Origin of the sequence: Brevundimonas intermedia (assembly GCF_004614235.1) — a bacterium.
GTDB lineage: Bacteria > Pseudomonadota > Alphaproteobacteria > Caulobacterales > Caulobacteraceae > Brevundimonas > Brevundimonas intermedia_A.
This window is the reverse complement of record NZ_SPVH01000007.1, coordinates 160,476-178,891: the sequence shown is the minus strand read 5'-3', so window position 1 is coordinate 178,891 and position 18,416 is coordinate 160,476. Positions and strand designations below refer to the sequence as shown.

17 protein-coding genes are annotated in these 18,416 nt (G+C 67.8%); 13 read left to right on the top strand and 4 right to left on the bottom strand.

Features of this window, described 5'->3' with window-relative positions; translation table 11 throughout:
* Positions 1-21: 21 nt before the first annotated feature.
* The 4 genes from hutG to hutH are packed head-to-tail and all read left to right on the top strand — an operon-like array spanning position 22 to position 4,949.
* Positions 22-840 carry an N-formylglutamate deformylase gene (hutG, locus tag EGY25_RS14895; RefSeq protein ID WP_135195810.1) on the top strand — a complete coding sequence of 273 codons (819 nt, stop codon included), beginning with the start codon at positions 22-24 and terminating at the stop codon, positions 838-840.
* Positions 837-2,498, top strand: coding sequence for a urocanate hydratase (gene hutU / locus EGY25_RS14890; RefSeq protein ID WP_135195809.1), 1,662 nt, complete (start codon positions 837-839; stop codon positions 2,496-2,498). The genes hutG and hutU overlap by 4 nt, the downstream gene beginning before the upstream one ends.
* A 52-nt stretch (positions 2,499-2,550) precedes the next feature.
* The gene (locus tag EGY25_RS14885) at positions 2,551-3,399 is read left to right on the top strand and encodes a bile acid:sodium symporter family protein (RefSeq protein WP_135195808.1); all 849 of its coding nucleotides are present in this window, start codon (positions 2,551-2,553) and stop codon (positions 3,397-3,399) included.
* Positions 3,400-3,422: 23 nt separating this feature from the next.
* Positions 3,423-4,949, top strand: coding sequence for a histidine ammonia-lyase (hutH, locus tag EGY25_RS14880; protein ID WP_135195807.1), 1,527 nt, complete (start codon positions 3,423-3,425; stop codon positions 4,947-4,949).
* Between the two features lie 4 nt (positions 4,950-4,953).
* Here hutH and EGY25_RS14875 read toward each other — a convergent pair whose 3' ends face one another.
* From EGY25_RS14875 to EGY25_RS14865, 3 genes are all read right to left on the bottom strand, one after another.
* Positions 4,954-5,526 (bottom strand): manganese efflux pump MntP, encoded by a 573-nt coding sequence (locus EGY25_RS14875; protein ID WP_135195806.1) that lies wholly within the window; start codon positions 5,524-5,526, stop codon positions 4,954-4,956.
* Positions 5,527-5,741: 215 nt separating this feature from the next.
* Positions 5,742-6,773 carry a type 2 isopentenyl-diphosphate Delta-isomerase gene (fni, locus tag EGY25_RS14870; protein ID WP_135195805.1) on the bottom strand — a complete coding sequence of 344 codons (1,032 nt, stop codon included), beginning with the start codon at positions 6,771-6,773 and terminating at the stop codon, positions 5,742-5,744.
* 4 nt (positions 6,774-6,777) lie between these two features.
* On the bottom strand, positions 6,778-8,667 hold the full coding sequence (locus EGY25_RS14865; protein WP_135195804.1) for a PPC domain-containing protein: 1,890 nt from the start codon (positions 8,665-8,667) through the stop codon (positions 6,778-6,780).
* Between the two features lie 92 nt (positions 8,668-8,759).
* On the opposite strand from EGY25_RS14865, the gene EGY25_RS14860 reads away from it, so the two are divergent.
* The 5 genes from EGY25_RS14860 to EGY25_RS14840 all read left to right on the top strand — a co-directional run bounded on the left by EGY25_RS14860 (position 8,760) and on the right by EGY25_RS14840 (position 12,735).
* Positions 8,760-9,683 carry a bifunctional methylenetetrahydrofolate dehydrogenase/methenyltetrahydrofolate cyclohydrolase gene (locus EGY25_RS14860; protein WP_135195803.1) on the top strand — a complete coding sequence of 308 codons (924 nt, stop codon included), beginning with the start codon at positions 8,760-8,762 and terminating at the stop codon, positions 9,681-9,683.
* 61 nt (positions 9,684-9,744) lie between these two features.
* The gene (locus tag EGY25_RS14855; RefSeq protein WP_135195802.1) at positions 9,745-10,428 is read left to right on the top strand and encodes a LemA family protein; all 684 of its coding nucleotides are present in this window, start codon (positions 9,745-9,747) and stop codon (positions 10,426-10,428) included.
* Positions 10,425-11,237 (top strand): TPM domain-containing protein, encoded by an 813-nt coding sequence (locus tag EGY25_RS14850; RefSeq protein ID WP_135195801.1) that lies wholly within the window; start codon positions 10,425-10,427, stop codon positions 11,235-11,237. The genes EGY25_RS14855 and EGY25_RS14850 overlap by 4 nt, the downstream gene beginning before the upstream one ends.
* The gene (locus EGY25_RS14845; protein WP_245159490.1) at positions 11,237-11,914 is read left to right on the top strand and encodes a TPM domain-containing protein; all 678 of its coding nucleotides are present in this window, start codon (positions 11,237-11,239) and stop codon (positions 11,912-11,914) included. Before EGY25_RS14850 ends, EGY25_RS14845 begins: the two co-directional genes overlap by 1 nt.
* 83 nt (positions 11,915-11,997) lie before the next feature.
* A complete protein-coding gene (locus EGY25_RS14840; RefSeq protein ID WP_135195799.1) occupies positions 11,998-12,735 on the top strand; it encodes an endonuclease/exonuclease/phosphatase family protein in 738 nt (245 codons plus the stop codon).
* Here EGY25_RS14840 and EGY25_RS14835 read toward each other — a convergent pair.
* Entirely contained in the window at positions 12,720-14,207 is a 1,488-nt protein-coding gene (locus EGY25_RS14835; RefSeq protein ID WP_245159489.1) for a phospholipase D-like domain-containing protein, read from the bottom strand. The two genes, EGY25_RS14840 and EGY25_RS14835, sit on opposite strands and share 16 nt — an antisense overlap.
* A 148-nt stretch (positions 14,208-14,355) precedes the next feature.
* Here EGY25_RS14835 and EGY25_RS14830 point away from each other — a divergent pair, with 148 nt between their 5' ends.
* The 4 genes from EGY25_RS14830 (at position 14,356) to EGY25_RS14815 (ending at position 18,389) form a co-directional block, all read left to right on the top strand.
* Positions 14,356-14,538, top strand: a complete 183-nt coding sequence (locus EGY25_RS14830; protein WP_135195798.1) for a hypothetical protein — start codon at positions 14,356-14,358, stop codon at positions 14,536-14,538.
* Positions 14,539-14,678: 140 nt separating this feature from the next.
* Positions 14,679-17,306 (top strand): tipN, encoded by a 2,628-nt coding sequence (locus EGY25_RS14825; RefSeq protein ID WP_135195797.1) that lies wholly within the window; start codon positions 14,679-14,681, stop codon positions 17,304-17,306.
* 72 nt (positions 17,307-17,378) lie between these two features.
* Positions 17,379-17,984 carry a hypothetical protein gene (locus EGY25_RS14820; RefSeq protein WP_135195796.1) on the top strand — a complete coding sequence of 202 codons (606 nt, stop codon included), beginning with the start codon at positions 17,379-17,381 and terminating at the stop codon, positions 17,982-17,984.
* A 48-nt stretch (positions 17,985-18,032) separates the two neighbouring features.
* Positions 18,033-18,389 (top strand): DUF423 domain-containing protein, encoded by a 357-nt coding sequence (locus EGY25_RS14815; RefSeq protein ID WP_135195795.1) that lies wholly within the window; start codon positions 18,033-18,035, stop codon positions 18,387-18,389.
* Positions 18,390-18,416: the final 27 nt, after the last annotated feature.

Sequence of the window (18,416 nt, the reverse complement as noted above, 5' to 3'; positions counted from 1 at the left end):
TTGGCGAGGGAGGCTGGACGGATGCAGGACTGGCTGACCGTGCATGAAGGTTCGGCGCCGCTGGTGATCGGCCTGCCGCACACCGGGACCGACATTCCCGCCGCCATCGAGGCGCGGATGACCTCCGGCTGGCTGGCGCGCAAGGACGCCGACTGGTGGGTGGATCGGCTGTACGACTTCGCCGTCGACATGGGCGCGACTCTTGTCCGCACCGGCGTGTCCCGCAGCGTCATCGACGTGAACCGTGATCCGTCGGGCGTCTCCCTCTATCCCGGCATGACCACGACCGGCCTGTGCCCTACCGAGACCTTCGATGGCGAGCCGCTGTATCGGGCGGGCCAGGAGCCCGACGGGGCCGAGATCGCCGAGCGACGCGCGACCTGGTTCGATCCCTATCATGCGGCCCTGCAGACCCAGTTGGATCGGCTGCGCGGCGACGGTCCAGTCGTGCTCTACGATGCCCATTCGATCCGCTCGATCGTGCCACGCCTGTTCGAGGGCGAACTGCCTCAGTTCAACATCGGCGACAATGACGGCGCGACCTGCGCTGGAGACCTGACCCAGGCTGTCGAGGCCGCTTGTGCGATCAGCGGCGCCAGCCTGGTCGTCAACGGCCGGTTCAAGGGCGGCTGGACCACGCGCCACTATGGCCGGCCCGAGACCGGCGTCCACGCCATCCAGATGGAGCTGGCGGACCGGGGCTACATCCTCGATCCATCAGGACTCGTGTCGCCGGACAACTGGCCCAGCCCCTACGAACCCGAACGCGCCGAACCTATGCGCCAGCATCTGCACCGGGTGCTGACCGCCTGCATCGCCTTCGCCGAGAGCCAGAGATGAACACGCCCAACGCCCGGATCGTCCGCAGCCCGCGCGGGCCGGACAAGACCGCCAAGACCTGGGCGGCCGAAGCCGCCATGCGTATGCTGATGAACAACCTCGACCCAGAGGTCGCCGAGCGGCCCCAGGACCTCGTGGTCTATGGCGGCATCGGCAAGGCGGCGCGCGACTGGGCCGCCTTCGACAGGATCGTCGAGACGCTGAAGACGCTGGAAGCCGACGAGACCCTGCTGGTGCAGTCGGGCAAGCCGGTCGGGGTGTTCCGCACCCATGCCGACGCCCCACGCGTCCTGATCGCCAACTCCAACCTGGTGCCCAAATGGGCGACCTGGGAGCATTTCAACGCACTCGATCGCAAGGGCCTGATGATGTACGGCCAGATGACGGCCGGGTCGTGGATCTACATCGGCACCCAGGGCATCGTCCAAGGCACCTATGAGACCTTCATGGAGGCCGGTCGCCAGCACTATGGCGGCGACTGGTCGGGCAAGTGGATCCTGACGGCCGGCCTGGGCGGCATGGGCGGCGCCCAGACCCTGGCGGCGACCATGGCCGGCGCCTCCTGCCTCGCCATCGAATGCCAGCGCAGCCGGATCGAGATGCGGCTGAAGACCCGTTACCTCGACGTCATGGCCGAGACGCTGGACGAGGCTTTGGCGCTGATCGAAGACGCTGGCAGAACGGAAAAATCCATATCTGTCGGATTGTTGGGCAATGCAGCGGATGTTCTGCCTGAAATGGTCCGACGTGGCATTCGCCCCGATCTGGTCACCGACCAGACCAGCGCCCACGACCTGATCAACGGCTATCTGCCCTCCGGCTGGACCGTCGCCGAATGGGAAGACAAGCGTGTCAGCGATCCCGACAGCGTCGCCGCCGCCGCGTGCACCTCCATCGTCGAACACGTCAAGGCGATGCTGGCCTTCCAGGCGATGGGCGTGCCGACGACCGACTATGGCAACAACATCCGCCAGGTCGCCTTCGACGCGGGCGTCGCCAACGCCTTCGACTTCCCCGGCTTCGTGCCCGCCTATATCCGCCCGCTGTTCTGCCGCGGGATCGGCCCCTTCCGCTGGGCCGCCCTAACCGGCGATCCAGACGATATCCGAAAGACCGACGCCGCCATGAAGCGGCTGTTCCCCGACAACGCCGGCCTGCATCGCTGGCTGGACATGGCGAGCGAGCGTATCGCATTTCAAGGCCTTCCGGCCCGTATCTGCTGGATCGGATTGGGTGATCGCCACCGCGCCGGCCTGATGTTCAACGAGATGGTGGCGTCGGGCGAACTGTCCGGCCCCATCGTCATCGGCCGCGATCATCTGGACAGCGGATCGGTCGCCAGCCCAAACCGCGAGACCGAGGCCATGATGGACGGCTCAGACGCCGTCTCCGACTGGCCCCTGCTGAACGCCCTGCTGAACACGGCCTCGGGCGCCAGCTGGGTGTCGCTGCACCACGGCGGCGGGGTCGGGATGGGCTATTCCCAGCATTCGGGCGTCGTCATCGTCGCCGACGGCACCCCTGATGCCGCCAGACGGCTGGAACGGGTGCTGTGGAACGACCCCGCCACCGGCGTCATGCGCCACGCCGACGCCGGCTACGACATCGCCAAGGCCGCCGCTCGTGAGCACGAACTGAACCTTCCCAGCCTCGCCTGATCTAATGTTCCAGGCCGGTCGACTGCCGGCCCTCATCTCCTAGGAAAGCCGCATGGAATTCGCCGCCGTCGCCCTGCCTCTGGCCCTGGGGATCATCATGTTCGGCCTCGGGCTGGATCTGACGCCAGCCGACTTCGTGCGCGTGGCCAAACAGCCCAGGGCGGCCGCCGTCGCCCTGGGCTGTCAGTTGCTGGTGCTGCCGGCCATCTGTTTCGCCCTTGTGCTTCTGTTCCGCCTGCCGCCCATCCTGGCGGTGGGGATGCTGCTGCTCGCGGCCTCGCCCGGCGGCACGACCGCCAACCTCTACAGCCATCTGTTCCGGGGCGATGTGGCGCTGAACATCTCGCTCACGGCGATCAATTCGGTCATCGCCGTTGTGACCCTTCCGGTCATCACCAACCTGGCCATCGCCTGGTTCCAGCCCGGCGACCTCAGCGTCGGCCTGCAGTTCAAGAAGACGCTGGAGGTGTTCCTGATCGTTCTCGCGCCGGTCGCACTGGGCATGACGGTGCGGGCGCTGAAACCGGGCTTCGCCAAGGCCATGGACAAGCCTGTCCGCATCGCCTCGGTGGCGATCCTGGTCCTCGTGATCCTCGGATCGGTCGCCAGCAGCTTCGACCTTCTGGCGGCCAACGTCCTGCTGCTCGGCGGGATCGCCATCGTCTTCTGCGTCCTGAGCCTGACGGTCGGCTACGTCGTTCCGCGCCTGCTGAAGATCGAAAAGTCCCAAGCGGTGGCCAGCGCCTTCGAGGTCGGCATCCACAACGCCACCCTCGCCATCGTCATCGCCCAAGGCGTGCTGCAACAGCCGGAAATGTCGCTGCCGGCGGCGGTCTATGGCGTCTTGATGTTTCCCATCGCGGCGCTGTTCGGCCTGTGGGTTTCACGGCGGCCCGGCTGAGCCGCAGACAGGAACAAGCAGACATGACCCTTATCCTCGGCCACTCGCCGCTCACACTCGCCCAGTTGCGCGCCGTCCTTAACGGCCCTGTCACGGTCGAACTGGCGCCCGCCGCCTGGACCGACGTGGACCGGGGCGCGGCCGTGATCGCCGACATCGTGGCCCAGGGCCGCACCGTCTATGGCGTCAACACGGGTTTCGGCCTGCTGGCCAACACGTCCATCGCGCCTCAAGATCTGGAAACACTTCAGCGCAACCTGGTGCTGAGCCACGCCTGCGGCGTCGGACCATTGCTGCCCGATGCGGTGACGCGCCTGTTGATGGTGCTGAAGATCGCCAGCCTGTCGCGCGGCGCCTCGGGCATACGGCGCGAGACGCTTGAGGCCCTGATCGCGCTGGTCAACGCGGATATCCTGCCCTGCATTCCGTCGAAGGGCTCGGTCGGCGCCTCGGGCGATCTGGCCCCGTTGGCGCATATGAGCTGCGTCCTGATCGGCGTCGGTGAGGCGCGCGTGCGCGGCCAGACGCTTGAAGCAGAGGCCGCGCTGGCGACGATCGGCCTGACGCCCCTGACACTCGGCCCCAAGGAAGGCCTCGCCCTGCTGAACGGCACCCAGTGTTCGACCGCCCTGGCCCTGGCGGGCCTGTTCGCAACCGAAGCCGTGTTCGCCGCCGGCATCGCGGCCGGCGCCCTGTCGGTCGATGCGCTGAAGGGCTCCGACGCCCCGTTCGATCCGCGCATCCATGCCCTGCGCGGCCAGCCGGGTCAGATCGCCGTCGCCGGCCGCCTTCGCAACCTGATGACCGGCTCAGCCATCCGCGACAGCCACCGCGACGACTGCGCCAAGGTGCAGGATCCATACTCCCTGCGTTGCCAACCCCAGGTCATGGGCGCGATCCTGGATGTCCTGACCGGCGCCGCCGCCACGCTGGAGCGCGAGGCCAACGCTGTGACCGACAATCCGCTGGTCTTCATCGAAGACGAGGACATCATCTCGGGTGGCAACTTCCATGCGGAACCCGTTGCTTTTGCAGCCGATCAGATCGCCATGGCGCTGTGCGAGATCGGCAATATCTCCGAGCGCCGCACCTCGATCCTGGTCGATCCGAAGATGAGCGAACTGCCGGCCTTCCTGGTCAAGGAAAGTGGTCTGAACTCCGGTTTCATGATCGCCCAGGTCACGGCCGCCGCCCTGATCGCCGAGAACCGGATGGTGGCCCATCCATGCAGCGTGGACACGGTGCCCACCAGCGCCAATCAGGAAGACCACGTTTCCATGGCCACCCACGGCGCGCGCCGCCTGCTGGACATGGCCGAGAACGCGGCGACGGTGGTCGGCATCGAACTTCTGGCCGCGGCGCAGGGCCTGGAATTCCATCGTCCGCTGACCAGCTCCCCCGCCCTGGAACAGGTCTTCGCCATCGTGCGAGAGGCCGCCGCTCCCTATACCAGCGATCACTATTTCGCGCCTGACATCGCACGCGCGACAGACGGCGTGCGCGCCGGTCGCTATCGGGCTTTCGCCGCAGACCTCCTGCCCTCGGCCTGACGGCTTAGCCGCCAAGAATACCCAGGTGCTCCAGCAGGATCGCCGTGCCCAGGCCGATCAGGGCCACGCCGCCGACGATCTCGGCAGACTTGCCAAATCGGGTTCCCACGGCCTTGCCGATCAGCATGCCGATGGTGGTCAGGACGAAGGTGGTGAAGCCGATCGAGGCGGCGATCACCCAGATGTTCACGCCGATGAAGGCCAGGCCCACGCCCACGGCCGCCGCATCGATGCTGGTGCCGATGGCGGTGGCGATCAGGGCCCAAGGGCCGGACCGGCGCGGCGCAGCGTCGTCTTGCGCATCGCGTGGCTTGGCGCCCTCCCAGATCATCTTGCCGCCGACGATCAGCAGAAGCGTGAAGGCGATCCAGTGATCCACCTTCTCGACCAGGCCTGCGGCGACGATGCCAAGCCCCCAGCCGATCAGGGGCGTGATCGCCTCGATGACCCCGAACACCAGCCCCGCCTTGATCGCGTCCTTCACGGCCGGACGATGCGAGGCTCCCCGGCCCACGGCGGCAGCAAAGGCGTCCGTGGACATGCTGAGGGACAGGATGGCGATTGTTCCCGGGGTCATGGACTGCACTCGACCGGACGCAAGACAGCGGTTCCACTCCGGCCGGTGCGGCGGTGGAACGCGCTGGTCTCGCTAGGCGGTGATGGTCCGCTGATCGCGCCACGCGCCGAAACGCGAGTGTGTTGACACGATCCCGACGTCTCGACGTCGGAAGCTACTCCCCAACAGGAGGCGGTCCTCTACACGGGCCGCCGAAGGATTGGCAACCGTGCAGATCAGTCGAAGGGGTGCAGCGGCGCCCGTCTCAGAGCCGCCAGATTGGCTGAGTCGGTGCAGAAACAGGCGGTTCTCAGCTGTCGAATGACCAGCTGAAAATGATCTACGACCGCCTCGGTCGAGATCGTCGCCGCCGCCAGAACCCCCGCCGCCTGCCCCGCCACGTCCGCGCCGAGACGAATCGCCTTGGCGACATCCAGGCCGTTTCGCACGCCGCCCGATCCAATGATGACGGCGTCCGGGCAGGCGCGCCTGACGTCCACCAGCGCGCGGGCCGTCGGCGTGCCCCAGTCGGCGAAGACGGCGGCGTGGGCCTTGTCCGCCGGATCGACGGCGCGTTCGCTCTCGACAAGCCCCCAGTTGGAACCGCCGGCCCCGGCGACGTCCACGGCGGCCACGCCCATGTCCACCAGTCGCCGCGCCGTGTGACCCGACAGGCCCGCCCCCGTCTCCTTGACGACGACCGGAACCTCCAGCTTGCGGACCAAGGCTTCCAGCGCCGCGCCGACGCCCCACCAGTCGCGGTCACCCTCGGGCTGACAGGCTTCCTGCAACGGATTCAAGTGAACGACCAGGGCGTCGGCGTCGATCATCTCGACCGCCCGCCGGGCTTCGTCCAGCCCGAAGCCACGCGTCAACTGGGCCGCCCCGATGTTGGACAGGATGAAGGTGTCCGGCGCCCGACGACGCAGCGTCCGGTCCAGACCGCCCGCCGCCCCGCCCTCGACCGCCGCGCGCTGCGAGCCGACGGCCAAGGCGATGCCCAGATGCTGGGCGGCCTCGGCCAGGCGCGCATTGATCGCCTCGGCGCGCGTCGGTCCGCCGGTCATGGCGCTGATCAGCAAAGGGGCCTTCAGCCGCCTGCCCAGGAAGTCGGCGCCGAGGTCGATCTTGTCGTGATCCAGATCCGGCAGCGCCTCATGGACGAAATGCACCCGGTCGAAACCCGCGTCGCGCGCGTGTCGGCCGCGCCCGGCCAGCACCACGTCCAGGTGTTGATCCTTGCGATTTGGCGGGGTGGCGTCGGTCATCGCCTTATTTCGGCGTCACGACGATGGGCGCCTCATCGTGGGCGGCGACCGACGCGCCGGCCGGCTGACGCTCCACCGTCAGAGCATAGGCGCCCGTCTGATTGGGGCCATAGGCGCGGGCGCGCACCAGATACCAGCCGTCGTCAGGCGCGGTCCAATCCAGCTTGGCGTGGGCGTCCGACAGGCCGTCGTCGTCGGTGGCCAGGCTGGAGAAGTCGCCGTCGTCATCGACTTGACCCAGGTCGATGAAGGAATCGAAGGCATTCGAGACCATGGTGATCCGCAGTTTCTCGTCCTTCTTGGCCTGGAACCGATAGGCGTCGAAATAGGCGCCTTCGTCGCTGAGCGCCGCGCTGTTGGACAGGGTTCCGCGAACGGTTCCGCCGACCAGCAGACTGCCCGGCTTGGGCTCAGGCCCACGATCCAGCAGTTCGAGCGAGTAAAGTCCCTTGCCTTCCGAATCCAGCGGCGAGGCCCGCACCACATAGTCGTCGGCCGACGGCAGGGTGAAGTTCAGGCGCGAATCCGTGCCTTCCGCCAGGCCGTCGTCATCGCTGGCCAAGGCTTCGAACGTATCACCGACCTCGCCGATTTCCAGATAGGCGTCGAAGTCGCCCGAGCGCAGAATGGCCTGGACGCGCTGCCCCTCCGTTCCGGTGAAGACATAGGCGTCATAGCGTTTGCCGTCGTCGCCCTGAGGGTCCTCGTCCGTGATCTCGCCCTCGACCTTCTGCCCGAGGGTCGCCGGGGTCGGTGGAGGCGGCGGCGCGGTTTCGGTCAGCGTCAGCGTATAGTCGCCCTCCGCCTCGTCGCTGAAGCCCCGCGCCTCGATGATGTAGTCGCCGTCGGCGTCCAGGGTGCGGGCGATGCGCGAATCCGTTCCCGATCCGGCGCCGTCGTCATCCTCGGCCAACACGGTATCGTCCGACGCGCGCCGCAGGGTCAGATAGGCGTCGAAGTCGCTGGACTTCATCTCGATGGCGACGCGCTGGCCGTTCGTGCCGGTGAAGCGATAGGTATCGGCGCGCTGACCGCCGTCGTTGACGGGGCTGTCGGACCCCAACTCGCCCTTGATCTCGTCGCCCACGGCGATGGGCTTGGACGGCGCGGCGGGCGGCGCCTCGGCCAGACCCACCTCATAGCGGCCCAGGCCGTCTTCCAGCGACGTGGCCCGGATCACATATTCGCCTGCCGTCGGCGCCGTAAAGGTCAGGCGCGAATTCAGCCCGCCGCCGGGCGCGTCGTCGTTGGAGCCGATCTCCACGAAGTCGGGACCGTTCATCCGCCCGACCCGCACCAAGGGATCGAAGGCCTCGGAATCCAGCGTCACGACGAACCGGTCGCCGGCGTTGGCGCGGAAGGCGTAGGCATCATAGCGGCCGCCGTCCTCCTGCTCCGGATCGCGCGCGGTCAGTTCGCCGCTCTCGGTCGCACCGAGGCGGATGCCGCTAGGGCGCGGGGCACGCGGCGCGGCCGGGCGTTCCTGCAGCGACAGGCGATAGTCGCCGCCGTCCAGCCCGCTCAGTGTCCTGGCCCGCAGCACATAGGCGCCCGCCCGTTCTGGCGTGAAACGCAGACGCGCGTTCGTGCCGTCCTCCAGCCCGTCGTCGTCGGTCGCCAGCGGCTCGCCCTCTACGCCGTCCGCATAGACCGCCAGAAAAGCGTCGAAGGCGTCGGACCTCAGAATGGCTTCCAGACGCTGGCCTGCGCGTGCGTCGAACCGGTAGTCGTCATAGCGATAGTCGTCGTCCGCCGCCTTGCCGTCTGCGTCCGTCAGGGCGCCGTTCACCGTCGCGCCGATCCGCAAGGGTTGCGCGTCCTGGGCCAAAGCCGGCGCGGCGGCCCACAGAAGGGCGACGGTGCTGACTGCGGCGGCAAGAGACGGACGATTCATGAATTCCTCCAGCATTGGACGGGGATCATAGACGCCGAACCGTGACGGCTGTAAATCGCCGCCATCCTCATTTCCCGCCAGACGGAGCTGCCATGTCGGCCCAATCCACGCCTGCGACCCTGATCGACGGCAAGGCCTTTTCGGTCGCCCTGGTGGAGCGTGTCGGCGCGGCCGTCGCCCGGCTGGAGAGCGCACACGGCGTAAAACCCGGCTTGGCCGTCGTCATCGTCGGCGAGGATCCCGCCAGCCAGATCTATGTGCGTAACAAGGGCGAGACGACCCTGCGCGCCGGCATGCGCTCCGACACCCACCGCCTGGCCGACACCACCAGCCAGGACGAACTGCTGGCCCTGATCGCCCAGTTGAATGCGGATACGGGCATCCACGGCATCCTCGTTCAACTGCCCCTGCCCGCTCACATCGACGCCTCGGTCGTGCTGGACGCCATTTCCCCGGACAAGGATGTGGACGGCTTCCACGTCGTCAATGCGGGTCGTCTGGCCGTCGGACTGCCGGGCCTCGTGCCCTGCACGCCGCTGGGCTGCCTGATGCTGCTCAAGGATCAGCTGGGCGACCTGTCGGGTCTGAACGCCGTCATCGTCGGCCGCTCCAACATCGTCGGCAAGCCGATGGCCCAGCTTCTGCTCGGCGAGAGCTGCACCGTGACCGTCGCCCATTCCCGCACGCGCGACCTGCCCGACGTGTGCCGCAGCGCCGACATCCTGGTCGCCGCCGTCGGTCGCCCCGAGATGATCAAGGGCGACTGGATCAAGCCGGGCGCGACCGTCATCGACGTGGGCATCAACCGCGTCCCCTCGGCCGATCCCGTCAAGGCCGCCGAGGGCAAGACCCGCGTCGTCGGCGACGTGGCCTTCAAGGAGGCGGTCGAGATCGCCGGTCGCATCACCCCGGTGCCGGGCGGCGTCGGCCCCATGACCATCGGCTGTCTGCTGGCCAACACCTATTCGGCGGCCTGCCGCATCAACAATATCCAACCGGAGCCATTGGACGCTTGATGCATTCATGCGGCGGGTCAATATTCGACCCGACGGCGATCAGCGCCGACAGGGAGATGTCATGGTTCGCCTCAACGCTCGCGCCCTTGCTCTGACGGCCGCACTCCTCATCACCCCGGCTGCGGCTGCCTGTGGCTACAACACCATCCCGACCAAGCAGGAACGCGCCGAGGCGGCCTGGGCGGACGTGCAGAGCCAATATCAGCGCCGCGCCGACCTGGTTCCCAATCTGGTCGCCACCGTCCAGGGCGCCGCGATCCAGGAACGCACCACCCTGACGGACGTGATCAACGCCCGCGCCCGCGCCACCTCGGTCAACGTCTCGGCCGACGACTTGGATAACCCGCAGGCTTTCCAGCAGTATCAGGAGGCCCAGGGCCAACTGTCCGGCGCCCTGTCGCGCCTGCTGGTCACGGTCGAGGCCTATCCGCAACTTCAAGCCAACCAGAACTTCCTGACCCTGCAGTCTCAGTTGGAAGGCACCGAGAACCGCATCGCCATCTCGCGCCGCGACTACAATGAGGCTGTTCGCGACTACAACACCACGCTGCGCACCTTCCCGCAGGTGATCTGGGCCAAGACCCTGCACGGAGGCTCGCAGCCGATGCAGTTGTTCACCGCAACCGCCGCGGCCCAGTCGGCGCCCCAGGTCAACTTCAACCTGAACGCCCCGCCCGCAAACGCTTCGGCGCCCGGCGGCGGCGCACCGGCCGTGGCGCCGGGCGCGACCCCGCCCGCGCAGTGACAGGTCTTCAAGCGGCGGCGCGGCGTCCGACGGGCCTCGCCGCCCTCCTTCTGTGTCTGGTCGCCGCCCTGCTGTTTGCCTTTCCGGCGACGGCCCAAACCAAGCTCGACTTCCCGCCCCTGACCGGGCGGGTGGTCGATCAGGCCAATCTGCTCGATCCCGCGACCGAACAGGCTCTGACGGAAAAGCTGGCGGCGCTGGAGGCCAGCAGCACCGACCAGCTTGTCGTCGTGACCGTGAACAGTCTGCAGGATCAGGAGATCGAGGACTACGGTTATCAACTGGGTCGCGCCTGGGGCATCGGCCAGAAGGAAAACGACAACGGCGCCTTGCTGATCGTCGCCCCCAACGAACGCAAGGTCCGCGTCGAAGTCGGCTATGGGCTTGAGCCGATCCTGACCGACGCCTTCTCGTCTCAGGTCATCCGCGACGACATCCTGCCGTCCTTCCGCGACGGCGATTACCAGGCGGGCGTGGTCAAGGGCGTGGATGCACTGATCGGCCAACTGTCGCTCGACCCCGCCGAGGCGCAGGCGCGAGCCCAGGCGGCTGCGGCGCAGCAGACTGACACCAAGCCCGAGTCCATCATCCCAGTGGTCATCATCGCGGCCATCTTCCTGTTCATGTTCCTGATCGCCATGCGGTCCGGGCGCGGGCGGCGCAGCAACGTCGGATCCGTGCTGCTGTGGGCTGCGTCCGAAGCGCTGCGAAGCTCGGGACGCGGCGGTGGCGGATGGGGCGGCGGTGGCGGTGGGTTCGGCGGAGGCGGCGGCAGCTTCGGCGGCGGCGGCGCCTCGGGGGGATGGTGATGCAGATCACGGACAACGACCGCGCCCGGATCGCCGAGGCCATCTCGGCCGCCGAGCGACAGACGTCGGGCGAAATCTTCTGCGTGATCTCGCGACGGGTCTCCACCTATCTGGACGTCAGCCTGGCCTGGGCGGCAGGCGCCGCCCTGCTGGCGCCCATCGTCTTCATTCCCTTCTTGCTGGATTTCCGCTGGCCCGGCGATGGCTGGGAAGCCGCGCATGATGCCGCCCAAGCCGCCACCACGGGTCAGGCCCTGGCGCTCTATGCCTTGTCTCAAGCCGTGGTCTTCGTCGGCATCTTTCTGTTGACGCGCATTCCCGCCGTTCGCAGGCTGGTCACGCCTGCCGGTGTCCGGCGTGGTCGCGTCAGAGAAGCCGCCTTGCAGCAGTTCATGGCCCAGGGTGTCCATGTCACCACCGAACGCACCGGCGTCCTGCTGTTCGCCGCGCTGGACGAACATCAGGTCGAGCTGATCGCCGACGAAGGCATCTACGCCAAGGTGGATGAGGACGCCTGGGCCCAGGCCGTCGCCGTCCTGACCCGCGAACTGCGGGCCGATCGTCCAGTCGAGGGTTTCGCAGCCGCTGTCGACCTGTGCGGACAGGTTCTGGCCCGACACTTCCCGCCGCGCCCCGACAACCCCAACGAACTGCCCGATCACCTGATCCTGCTCTGATCGTCGTATCGGGGTCGCATTCGCGCGTCAGAAGGCCTAGCCCACGGTCAACGTCCAAGAACCGACACGTCCCCAAAACCCTCATGCCTCGCCTTCTCACCTATAATGTCCACCGCTGCGTCGGCACGGATCGCCGGCTGGATGTCGGCCGGATCGTCGCCGTCATTGGCGAATACGAGCCAGACATCGTCTGTCTCCAGGAACTGGACGTCGGCCGCGTTCGCACGGGCAGCGTGGATCAGGCGCAGGCCATCGCCACCGGCCTCGCCATGACCTCACGCTTTCACCCGGCAATGCGGGTCGAGACCGAACAGTATGGCGACGCCATCCTGACCCCCCATCCTGAACGCCTGATGCGCGCCGGCGCCCTGCCCACCGTATCCGGCATTCCGGGCCTTGAGCCGCGCGGCGCCATCTGGTCCGAGATCGAGATCGACGGGACCGCCATCAATGTCCTGAACACCCATCTGGGCCTGGTCCCCCGCGAACAGCGGCTTCAGGCGGCGGCTCTGGCCGGGTTGGGCTGGGTCGGCGCCTGCACAGGACCGACCTTGCTGGCGGGCGATTTCAACGCCACCTCCATCACCCGCCCCTATCAGACCCTGTGCCGCAGCCTTCAGGACTGCCAGCGCCAGCTTGGCCTGAAGCCCAGCGTGAAGACCTTCCCTTCGGCCTTCCCCGCCATCCGCATCGACCACTGTTTCGTCAGCCCCGAAATCCGCATCCGTGCGGTGCGCTCGGCCTTTTCGCCCCTGGCGCGCGTGGCGTCGGACCATCTGCCGCTGATCATCGATTTCGATGTGGTTCAACCCGGCGCGTGACCGCCCTCGGACGCCGGTCGGGTGCGTTGGGACCGTTTCAGCCGCTTCCAAGGCCGCCAGGCGTCGGTCGAGGAGGTCGGGTCGCCCAACTGCCATTCCGCGAACATCCGCTGGATGCGCGTCGGCGGGTCCGACCCCAGCGGCTTCAGCCGGTCAGTCTCGAAGCTGCAGATGGCCGCCCCGACCGAGCCGAATACGCCCTCGACCGCCGCATAGTCCTTGGTCGCCACGCCCAGCCAGTGGGCGATTGTGCGGTGGCGATAGGCGGCGATCACGGCCCGCCCGGCGTCATCCGTCGGCTCGGCGGCGATGTCGCATTCGGTGTCCAACCCCATCGAGCGGTTGTTCAGGTTCGTGGATCCGATTCTCAGCAGTCGGTCGTCGATGATCGTCACCTTGGCGTGAACGATGATCCGGTCGCCATGCTCGGTCAGCGGGGCGAAAGCGAAGAAGCGGTTGTAGGTGTCGGCCTGCTCCAGCCGATGCAGCACCTCGGCCCGCGCCGTGTCCATGGTCAGGCTGTCGAACCAGCTGGGGCTTTTCGCCGTCGAGATGACGATCACCTGCGGCCCGTCCACCTCGGCCAGCCGTTCGGCCAGGGCCGCGGCGATGACCGGCGAGGTGAAATACTGGTTTTCAAAATAGATCAGTCGCCTGGCGCGGCGAATGGAGTCCAGATGCAGCGCTTCGCTTTCGCGCACCTCGTGACGACCGGACCATTTGGGCTCGGTGCGGGCGATGCCGACGGGAACGTCGGTCATCTGCACAGGTACACCATCGGGCCAGGGATCGCTTTCGACCTCATCCGGAGTGGTGCGTTCCCAGGTCGCCTTGAACCAGCGTTCCCGCGCCAGATCACCCAGCGCGCGCGCCGCCGGCCCGTCCATCACGGCCATCACCTCATGCCGCGCCTTGCAGATCAGGCCGCTGGGCAGGGCGCGGCGCGGGTCGCCGTCCAGATGCTCGTCGGAATCCCAACGGTCGGTCGAGATGTCCCCGCCGCCGCAGAAGGCCACCTTGTCGTCGATGACGATGACCTTCTGATGGTGACAGGCGCCGATCGGCCCCGGCGAATCCAGCCGGAACTCGACCATTCGCTTGCGGAACCAGCGCTGCGCCCGGTGCGGATAAAAGCCCTGCGACGCCGCGATCAGCAGGGGCGACTTCCAGATCAGCAGCCGCACGTCCAGATCCGGCTTCTTCTTCACCATCATGCGCAACTGGCGACCGATCTCGGCTGATTTGTCGCCGGGCCGCGTCTCTGGGTCCAGGTGCGTGCGGGGATCGAACTGCCAGCCCAGCAAGACGATGGACCTCTCGGCCTTGTGCAACGCCGACGACAGGGCGTCGAAATAGGCCTCGTTCTCCATCAGCACCGAAAAGCGATGCGCGACCGCAGAGGTCCACAGGCCCGGACCGGGCTCCAGAAGACTGCCTTCGTAACTGTCGCCGCCTTGCGTCATGCGACCCATCTGCCTGATTCGCATGACACGGTGTCGGAGCGTCCGCATCCTCCGTTCCACGCACGTCTCGTCGGGTCAATCTTTCAGGGCGGGATTGTGACGTTCGTCGATTTGGCGCATAAGGAGCGTAGCCATACAGGCTGCGAGGGAGGGTAGAATGCAGGCGCTTGTCGAACTGATCGCTGGCTTCATCGCCCTGCTGGCCGCCGTCGTCCTGTCGCAGTTCGGCGTGGACACCCAAACACCGAACCATGCCGACCGCGAAGTGCGCCGTGTCGCCGAGTGTCGCGACGCCGGATCGCAAGCGCCCCTGCTGTCCGAAACCCAGCGCGACTGCTGATCGGATCGCGCCTTCTGGTGCGTCGGCGCAGCGGTTCATCGACAGGTTGCGGTCTTGAGTCGGTTTCGTCCGCACCAATCATGCTCTAGGGTTTCCTCGGCGCTGTCGGACGCCCGCGTAGAGATCGAGTTTTAGAGCTGATGAAGTCTCCCAAACGGCCGCCGCTTAAGCTGACCGACGACGAAGGCGTTACGCCCGTCGAACTGTCGATCACGGACGAGACGCCGTCGGATGATGCGACTTCAGAACTCGAACCGATCCCCGAGCCGGATTTCGAAATCATTCAGCCGACGTTCGAGGCGCCCCCGTTCGACCCACCCCCATTCGACCCTCCCATGTCCGAGCGCCGTCGACGTCGCCTGCTGGAAGAACAACGCCTCGCCGAGGAACGCGCCCTGGCGGCGGAACGTGGTCCCATCGAGCCCGAGCCCATGGCAACGCCTGAACTGAGCGCAGAGCCTATGCCGGAATCGACCGCCGCCGTCGAAATGGCCGTCGCCGCAGGAAAGCCGCCCGCAACCTTCGAACTGTCCAACCCGCCTGCGGTGAAGACGGTCGCAGCCAAGACCCAGCCCGAACCGTCCGGCCGGCACGCCTATCTGATATCCGGCATCGCGTCCGCCCTGTGGATCGGCGGGGTCGCCTCATGGGCCGCCTATGAGTTTGGCGCGGGCGGGGCCGAGTTGGACCCGCTGCGGATCGCCATCTATGTCCTGATCGCCCTGGCCCCGGCCGGGCTGGCCATCATGCTGGCCCATGCCGTGCGTCAAGGGGCCGGCCTCGCCGCCGAGACCCGTCGCGCCCGACAGCTGGCCGAGGCCCTGGTCGCCCCGACCGCCCTGGCCGCCCAACAGACCGGCGAAGTCCTCCAATCGCTGCGTTCCGACATCGACCATGCGACCTTGGCGGCCGAACGCGCCCGCAACGACATGGCCCTGCTTCGCGAAGCGCTCTCACAGGAAACCACGCGTCTGAACGAGGCGGCAGAAAACGCGGGCCGCACCGCCCGGTGCCTGACCGAAAACCTGGGGCGCGAGCGCGACCAGATGCAGACCCTGGGCATTCATCTGGACACCCAGGCCGCCGGCGTCATCGACGCGGTGGAACGCCAATCCCGCATGGTCGCGGACGCCTCCGACCTGGCGCAGGCGCAACTGCGTGAGGCCGAGGCCGCCCTGGCCGCCCGCGCCGCAGATCTGGCCGCCGCCGCCGGCGAGGCCCAGGACGCCGCGCGTGTCGCCTCCGACGATCTGGCGCGCCAGACGATCCGTCTGGAAAACGCCGGCACCGGCGTCGCCGAACAGATCCAGTCGGTCGAAGAAGGCCTGGGCCAGCAACGCGCCGCCCTGGTCACCGCCGCCTACGCCCTGCGCACCGATCAGGAAGACTTCTCCGCTCAGGTCGAGAGCCAGCGCGCGCAGTTGATCGAACACCTGTCCGCCACCCGCACCGCCGCCGGCGATCTGGATCGCACGTCCCAGACCTCGGTCGAGTCGATGCGCGACCTGGTCGAGGCCGCCGCCGATCAGTTCCGCGCCCTGGTGGACATGTCGCAACGCGAGGCCGACGGTTTCGATTCCGCCACCAAGGTCGCCCTGGACCGCTTCGAAGCCCTGGCCGCCGAGGCTCGCGACGCCCTGATGGAAGAAACCCGCCGTGCGCTGGAGCAGATGCGCGCCACGGCCGAGGATTCCCGCGCCGCCGCCGCCGATGCCGCCGAACAGGCCCGTCTGCGCACCGACCGACTGGGCGAATCCCTGTTCGAAGCCGCCCAGAAGGCGGACACGGCCGCCGACGCCCGCATCGCCGACGCCCGCCGGATCGTCAACGAAACCTCCGGCCTGGTGGACGAGGCCGGCGAGCGGATGGCCAATCGACTGGAGACCCTGGTCACTCGACTGAGTTCGGCCCTGTCGGAGATCGACACCGCCGTCGCCGACATCGACGAACGCGCCGCCCGCCTGCCCCAGGAAGCCCGCGCCCGCGCCGACGCCGTGCGCGCCACGGTCGAGGACGGTCTCGCCGCCCTGTCCGCCGCTTCGCGCAAGGCGGCAGAAGATACCGAGGCGCTGGATGTCGGGTTCCAGGAGCGTGTGCGTCGCAACTACGACATGCTGACCGAGGCCGTGCGCCTGATGGGCGTGGTGTCGGGCGACGCCTCGCCACCTCGCCGTCGCGAACCGACGCCCGAAATCGAACCCCATCCCGAGCCTCGCCAGTCGCGCATGTCACCGCCGGAGACGCCGCCAGAAGAGCGCCGGTTCGGCCTGCGCAGTCGCCTGCGGCTTGAACCCGCCGAAACCCCGCGTCCGCCGTCGGAAAATCGGCTGGACTGGAGCGATCTGATCTCCGGCGACGACGAGAACGAGGCCCCGCTGGAGTTGGACACACCCTCCCCTTCGCCCGCCGAAGCCGAGGCCCTGTCCGAACGCGTGGCCGCCGCCATCCGGCGCATGGGCGTGGATCCCAACGCCCTGTTGCCCCGCTCGCGCGTCGAGGAAGCCGCGCGCGCGATCAGCAAGGGCGACCCCGACGCCGCACGCCAGATCGTGCGCCGCGTCGCCCCCGCCGCCGTGCGCAGCGTCTCGCGCCGCGTGCTCAGCGACGCCGAACTGCGTGGCGACGCCGAACGCTATGTCCGCAACTTCGCCGTCATGTTGAACGCCTCGGCCCGCGCAGGCGACAGCGCAGCGGTCCAGACCAGCCTGGCGTCCGACGGCGGCCGCGCCTTCATGTTGCTGGATGCGGCCGTCGGCGACCTGGGTTAAGGATCATCAGGGCTTGACCGCGTTCGGAAGTTACAGCCTCCTGCGCGTCACCGAACTGTCATGGATGGGGCTATGGCCGGCACGATGAACGAGATCGACGGCCCTGCGAGCGTTGACCGCCGCCCTGGCATAATAATCTGCGCCTACGATGGCGAGGACGATGGCTGGGATCTGGTCGAGAATCTGTCCGGCGAAATCTGGAGTCCCGTCGGCGCCCGCGCCGTGCCCATCGCCGCCGCCGACCCCGACGAACTGGCCTCGACCCTGGCCGCACGCCTGAGCAGCGGCGATTGCCGCGCCGTCCTGCTGGTCGGGCGCACGCATAAGGGCTCCGGTTTTCGGGTTCAGATGCGCGCCGAGAACCGCACGCTGGATTACAAGAACCGCCTGTCCAGCACCGGCCCCGGCATCGCCCGCACCACCGCGCCCGTCGCCGACATGCTGCGCGCCCTGACCGCCGCCGGCCTGCAAGCCGACGCCTCGTCGGAGGCCGAGGAAGATGTCGGCTCCTACCTTCTCTACCGCGTGCTGGCGGACCTGCCGGACGGCCCGTTGACCCCGTCGGTCGGCCTGTTGCGCGCCCCCGCGCCCGCCAACGAGGCCGCCGTGCGCAAGGGCATCAAGGCCGCCGCCTCCGCCATGGCCAGCCATCTGACGCCGCTGCCTCGCGCCGGTTAATCCTTCCTGATCACAGACATTCGGGATGCGCCGGGCTAGGGTTCTGGAATGCCAGTGAGTCGCAATCTGATCGTCTTCGCCGCCCTGAACGGCGCCATGGCCGTCGCCGTCGGGGCCTTCGCCGCGCACGGGGCCGGGCCGCAGATCAAGACCCTGCTGACCACAGGCGCCCAGTATCAGATGGTCCACGCCGTCTTCGCCTTCGGATGCGCCCAGTGGATTGTCGGCGGTCGTTTGGCGCAGATCGCCGGTTGGCTCGGCGCCTTAGGAGGCCTGATCTTCTGCCTCTCCCTGGCCCTGATCGCCTTCCTCAGCGCCCCCGCCTTCGGCGCGGTCGCACCCGTGGGCGGCCTGCTGATGATCGCCGGCTGGGTCTGCCTGGCCGTCGCCGCGCTTCGTTCCTAATCGCTTCGTTCTCGCAGAAAGACCGTT